This window comes from Shewanella sp. GutDb-MelDb (assembly GCF_002836075.1).
In the GTDB taxonomy this organism is placed as follows: Bacteria; Pseudomonadota; Gammaproteobacteria; order Enterobacterales; family Shewanellaceae; genus Shewanella.
In genome coordinates, this window is sequence record NZ_PJBM01000009.1 from 1 (window position 1) to 5,770 (window position 5,770).

The window sequence follows — 5,770 nt, forward strand, 5'->3', positions numbered from 1 at the left end:
GTTAACAATGTAATGACGGCAATTATTGGATAAGGATATATCATGCTGGAGCACATCACCGCTATGCTCGCGCTCTTAGGCGTTTTGTCGCTATTTTGTCAATGGTTGGGCTGGCGGCTCAGATTACCTGCTATTTTACCTTTGCTGCTGTGTGGCCTACTGCTAGGGCCAATGTTGGGTTTTTTAAAGCCAGATGCCATTTTTGGTGACCTCCTGTTTCCGATTATCTCCTTAGGTGTTGCCATTATTCTTTTTGAGGGTGCTTTGACGCTTAATTTTAAAGAGATTAAAGAGCACGGCGGTATGGTGACTCGTCTTGTAACCTTAGGTACCGCCATTACGTGGGTTTGTATCAGTGTTGCAACGCATTACTTAATTGGTTTTGATTGGCCAATGGCGACGTTATTTGGCGCATTAGTGGTTGTTACTGGCCCGACTGTGATTGTGCCATTGCTGCGCAGTGTGAGGCCTAAAACAGAGTTATCGAGTATTTTACGCTGGGAAGGCATAGTGATTGATCCTATCGGGGCGATATTAGCGGTATTGGTATTTGAATACATAGGGGTGGCAGCGGACCCAACAACCCATGTGTTGCATGCTTTAACTTCGATGTTGTTAGTCGGCTTCGGTTTAGGGACTCTTTGCGGCTATTTAGTGGGTTTGATCTTACGCAATAACTTACTGCCACATTATTTGCGTAATACCGCCGTATTAACCTTAATGTTAGCGGTATTTGTCGCCTCTAATTTACTGCAAGAAGAAGCTGGCTTACTGTCTGTAACCGTGATGGGTATATGGCTTGCAAACATGAAGGGTGTCGAGATTGACGATATTCTTGAATTTAAAGAAACGCTGACGGTACTGCTCATTTCTGCACTATTTATTTTATTAGCCGCGAGATTAAATGCTGATGCTTTGATCCGTTTAGGTTGGCAAGGATTGGTGCTGTTAGCGGTGGTGATGTTGATTGCTCGGCCACTTAGCATTTGGTGCTGTGGTGTTGGGACATCATTATCGAGCGCGGATAAATGGTTTTTAAGCTGGGTTGCCCCTCGGGGTATTGTCGCGGCAGCAATTTCCTCACTGTTTGCCATCAAACTAGAAAAAGCAGGTGTAGCCGGAGCAGAGTTAATTGTGCCTTTGGTATTTTTAATCATCATCGGTACGGTGGTGATCCAAAGTCTGACAGCGGGGCGCTGGGCAAAAATACTGGGGGTGACCGCTGGATCGTCGCAAGGATTACTCATTTTTGGCGCGTCTCAATTTTCACGTGCTCTAGCCAAAACATTAAAGGCTAACGGCGTTACCGTGTTGTTAGCCGACAATAACTGGGACAATATTCGATTAGCTCGGATGGAAAACCTTGCAGTCTATTTTGGTAATCCAGCGTCTGAGCACGCTGAAAACCATATGAACATGAGCGGAATAGGGCGTGTACTGGTATTGTCACCTTACAGGCAGCTTAACCCTTTGGTCAGTTTCTATTTCCAAGATGTGTTTGGCAGGGAGAAGGTGTATGGACTTAATAATAATGACAGTACTAGCAGTAGTAATAGCGCAAGGCATCAGTTATCCGAGTCTTATTTAAGGCAGTTGTGTTTATTTGGTGATGCTGTGTCTTATTCTAAATTAGCCAGTTTGATGGCTAAAGGCGCCAGTATAAAAAGTACCAGCTTGACGGCAAACTTTGACTACTCGATGTTTATGGCGCAGTACGGTCAAAGTGCGATTCCTTTGGTGTATCTGCAAGGGGGCAAGGTCAAAGTGATAAGTGCGGCTGACAGGGTAGCGTTAACTTCGGGTGTAGAGTTGATTAGTTTAATTCCCAGAGATGCTAAACCTGCTGCAATAGTCAATATTACGCAGCCTTAAGCAAACCCATCTCAATAAAAAAGCCAGTCACGGTGAGCGACTGGCTTTTAGAGTATCAACTTACGTTGTTAACCTGGTATTGATTAGGCTGCTTGTACCTGTTTGGCGAACTCAAGCACACGTGCTTTAAGCTCTTCAGGATCAAAGTCATCAACATTGATGGACTTCATGCGGCCAATTTCAGCGCGCTCTAGCAGTGCAATCTCATCTTCGCTAAGCACGCCAAGCGCTTTGCCTTCTGCAGCAATTTTATCTAACCACATAAACGGTATGCGCTTGCCAGCTGCTTTACAGACCTTGTCGTAGATAGGCTCTGAAGCCAAGATGTCTTTAAAGGTTTGCTCTTGAATACCCACAGCATTGTGCTCGCTAGGTGTCCAAAATTGTCCTTTACCCATACGCTCACGGCTAGCACAAGGTGTTTGCATTATCTGAGCAACCTTATGGTCAAGCACGTCAGTAGGGCGTTTTAATGGACGACCAAATGGGAAAATAACAGCACGTAACGGCAAACCAAGACCCATTGGGAAGTTATCAAGTAGATCATCTAGTGAAGTTTGTAGCTTATGAAGTGAATCTTCAACTGCCCACTGTACTAATGGTAGATCCTCTAACTGGCGTCCTTCATCTTCATAACGCTTAAGCGTTGCCGAAGTAAGGTATAGCTGGCTGAGCAGGTCTCCTAAACGGGCTGAAATACGTTCTTTACGTTTAAGGTTGCCACCTAATGTCGCCATCGCTAAGTCAGAAAGTAACGCCAAGTTCGCACTGAAGCGGTTCATTTGCTGATAGTAGCGCTTAGTTTTATCTGAGTAAGGTGCGTTAGAGAAGCGGCTAGAGGTAAGACCTAACCAGAAGCTACGAACCAAGTTACTGGTGGTAAAACCAATATGACCAAAGATAGCCGCATCAAAATCACGCAGACCTTTGTTAACATCCGTATCAAATGCGGATTCCATCTCTGCTAACACATAGGGATGACAGCGGATCGCACCTTGACCATAAATGATCATCGAGCGAGTCAGAATGTTTGCACCTTCAACGGTAATTGCAATCGGAGCGGCTTGATAGCCACGGCCGAGATAGTTATTTGGGCCTAAGCAAACCCCTTTACCACCATGAATATCCATGGCATCGATAACACATCGTTGCATTCTGTCGGTGAGGTGAAACTTCACAATGGCGGAAACGACTGATGGTTTTTCACCTAAATCGATAGCGGTTGTCGTTAACGTAGTCACAGCATCCATTAGGTAAGCATTACCACCGATGCGCGCCATTGGCTCTTCAATACCTTCAAGCTTACCAATCGGTAGCTTAAATTGACGACGAATTCGAGCGTAAGCCCCTGTTGCTAATGCGGCGGTTTTAATACCACCTGCTGAGTTAGACGGAAGTGTAATACCACGGCCAACAGATAAACATTCAACCAGCATTTTCCAGCCTTGGCCAGCCATTTCTGGACCACCAATAATAAAGCTTAATGGGACAAACACATCGTTGCCGCGGGTTGGACCATTTTGGAACATACAGTTAAGTGGGAAATGACGACGACCGGTTTCTACCCCTTCAATGTCGGTAGGAATAAGTGCACAAGTAATGCCTAGCTCTTCTTTTTTACCTAAGAGTTGGTCTGGGTCGCGCAGTTTAAAGGCAAGGCCTAACACAGTCGCAACTGGCGCGAGAGTAATGTAGCGCTTGTTCCATGTCAGATTCATGCCGAGGACTTCTTCGCCTTCCCATTCACCTTTACAAACGATGCCGTAATCGGGAATAGCACCTGCATCACTACCCGCTTCAGGGCTAGTTAATGCAAAACAAGGGACTTCAAGCCCTTTTGCAAGGCGTGGAAGGTAATGATCTTGTTGAGCGGTGGTGCCGTAATGCTGCAGTAACTCACCAGGGCCGAGTGAGTTTGGTACGCCAACAGTAGAGGCTAACTCACTGCTTAAACCCGCCAGTTTTTGCAATACGCGTGACTGTGCATATGCAGAATATTCTAAACCGCCATATTTCTTCTTAATGATCATGGCGAAGAAGCCATTATCTTTCAAATATTGCCATATCTCTTCGGGGAGGTCTGCTAACTCATGCGACACTTGATGCTGGTTGAGCATCTTGCACACCTCTTCAACTGGACCGTCTAAGAATGCTTGTTCCTCTGCACTGAGAGCGGCCTTTGGGTAGTTATGTAGTTTGCTCCAATCAGGCTTTCCTGCAAATAAGTCTGCTTCCCACCATGTGGTTCCGGCTTCAATCGCTTCTTTCTCTGTTGTTGACATCTCTGGCATAATCCCGCGATATATTTTGAGTAACGGGCGAGAGATGACATTTTGTCTGAAAGAACTGAGATTAAGCGGTAAGGCGATAACCAGAAAAACAACCCATAGTAGCGGGCTAATTACTGCTGTACCTGTGCCGATAGCCATAACAATGGCGGCACCCAAGGTGGCAGTGAGTAGGGAGACTCTTAGATAGGCAAAAGCGCCTATGGTAAAAATCATCGCCAGGATCCAAAGTAGGGTAGTCACTGTTATTCTCCTTTTAGTTGTGACTTATCACGTTTAGCGAGTCACTTATTTACTGTCTGGGTCACAATTATAGTCTGTGGTCAGACCTGTGTCTCATAAAATTTAAACGCTAGTCAGTTTTAATACAAGTCTTTTCAAACAAATGTTTAAATTTTTTGTGTCAGGGGAGGATTCCACTATGGCTAGCAACTGGTTAGAATGGACAAATAAAGTTGTAGCTTATTGAACGGGGTTAAGATTAATGTGCGAGTTGCTGGCCATGAGTGCCAATGTGCCGACAGATATTGTATTTAGTTTCACTGGCCTTGCAGAACGCGGCGGTGTGACTGGCCCACATATTGATGGTTGGGGGATCACTTTTTACGAAGGTAAAGGAAGTCGAACATTTAAAGATGCGCGCCCTAGCAGTGAATCTCATATTGCAAAATTAATTAAATCATACCCAATTAAAAGTGAAGTGGTTGTGAGCCATATAAGACAGGCTAACCGCGGTTGTGTCTCACTAGAGAATACTCACCCTTTTACGCGTGAGCTTTGGGGGCAATATTGGACTTATGCGCATAATGGCCAGTTAAGCGGTTATGAAGCTAAGTTTGTGCCGACACGGTTCAATGCGGTGGGAGATACCGATAGCGAAATGGCATTTTGTTGGATTATGGACAAAGTGGTAGCGCAGTTTGGTGATAAAGCCCCTGACGACATGCTAGCGGTTTATCGTTTTATTGCCACTTTGGCTGATGAGATAAGAGCCCTAGGGGTGTTTAATATGATTTTGAGTGACGGTGAGCACCTAATGAGTTATTGCAGTAATAACTTGTGCTACATCACTCGATGCGCACCGTTTGGTAAAGCCAAGCTAATCGATACCGATGTGGTGATTGATTTTGATACTGAAACTACGCCGAATGATGTTGTAACCGTGATTGCGACTCGACCACTGACAAAGAATGAGCAGTGGAATGTATTAGCACCAGGTGAGTGGAAGCTGTTTAAGAAAGGTGAGTTACTCATAGGTTAGGGGTTGTTGAAATAATAAAAAGCGTGGTTAGCTAATGGCTATCCGCGCTTTTTTAATGTTTGGTTTGGACGTTGATGTTAGTTATTGCTCGATTGTATTGCCTGATGCAGTGGTCTCTGGCTTAACGGTTTCGGCTATAGTTGGCGTAACAACGGTTGCCTCTTGCTCAAATTTATAACTGAGCAGTTTTATATCGAGTTGTTTACTGCCTTTCTCAAAATGCGTTAAGCGAATGGGGAGATAGCTTAATTCTGGTGACATCCAGAAAAATGTTTGTCGTTTGGTACTGTCACGCTTAACTTCAAACTTTAAGGTTTGGTAGCTGCCGCTGTCAATGTTGACGCGCTCT

General features: G+C 44.9%; 3 protein-coding genes and 1 pseudogene. 2 read left to right on the forward strand and 2 right to left on the reverse strand.

Going from position 1 to position 5,770, the window contains the following annotated elements:
• Positions 1-42 precede the first annotated feature (42 nt).
• Positions 43-1,872, forward strand: coding sequence for a cation:proton antiporter (locus tag CXF82_RS00320; RefSeq protein ID WP_102043461.1), 1,830 nt, complete (start codon positions 43-45; stop codon positions 1,870-1,872).
• Between the two features lie 83 nt (positions 1,873-1,955).
• Here CXF82_RS00320 and fadE read toward each other — a convergent pair whose 3' ends face one another.
• Positions 1,956-4,403: an acyl-CoA dehydrogenase FadE gene (gene fadE / locus CXF82_RS00325; RefSeq protein WP_101091893.1), complete on the reverse strand. Its 2,448-nt coding sequence runs from the start codon at positions 4,401-4,403 to the stop codon at positions 1,956-1,958.
• Positions 4,404-4,644: 241 nt separating this feature from the next.
• Between fadE and CXF82_RS00330 the strand changes: the two genes are divergently transcribed.
• Positions 4,645-5,421, forward strand: coding sequence for a class II glutamine amidotransferase (locus CXF82_RS00330; RefSeq protein ID WP_101091894.1), 777 nt, complete (start codon positions 4,645-4,647; stop codon positions 5,419-5,421).
• Positions 5,422-5,502: 81 nt separating this feature from the next.
• Here the strand turns inward: CXF82_RS00330 and CXF82_RS00335 are convergent.
• Positions 5,503-5,770 (reverse strand): annotated as a pseudogene (locus tag CXF82_RS00335) (DUF3108 domain-containing protein); the annotation flags it as partial.

Bases quoted from the DNA above. Each gene is read 5' to 3' on its own strand.
- CXF82_RS00320 (WP_102043461.1), top strand. From the start codon at position 43: ATGCTGGAGCACATCACCGCTATGCTCGCGCTCTTAGGCGTTTTGTCG.
- CXF82_RS00330 (WP_101091894.1), top strand. From the start codon at position 4,645: ATGTGCGAGTTGCTGGCCATGAGTGCCAATGTGCCGACAGATATTGTA.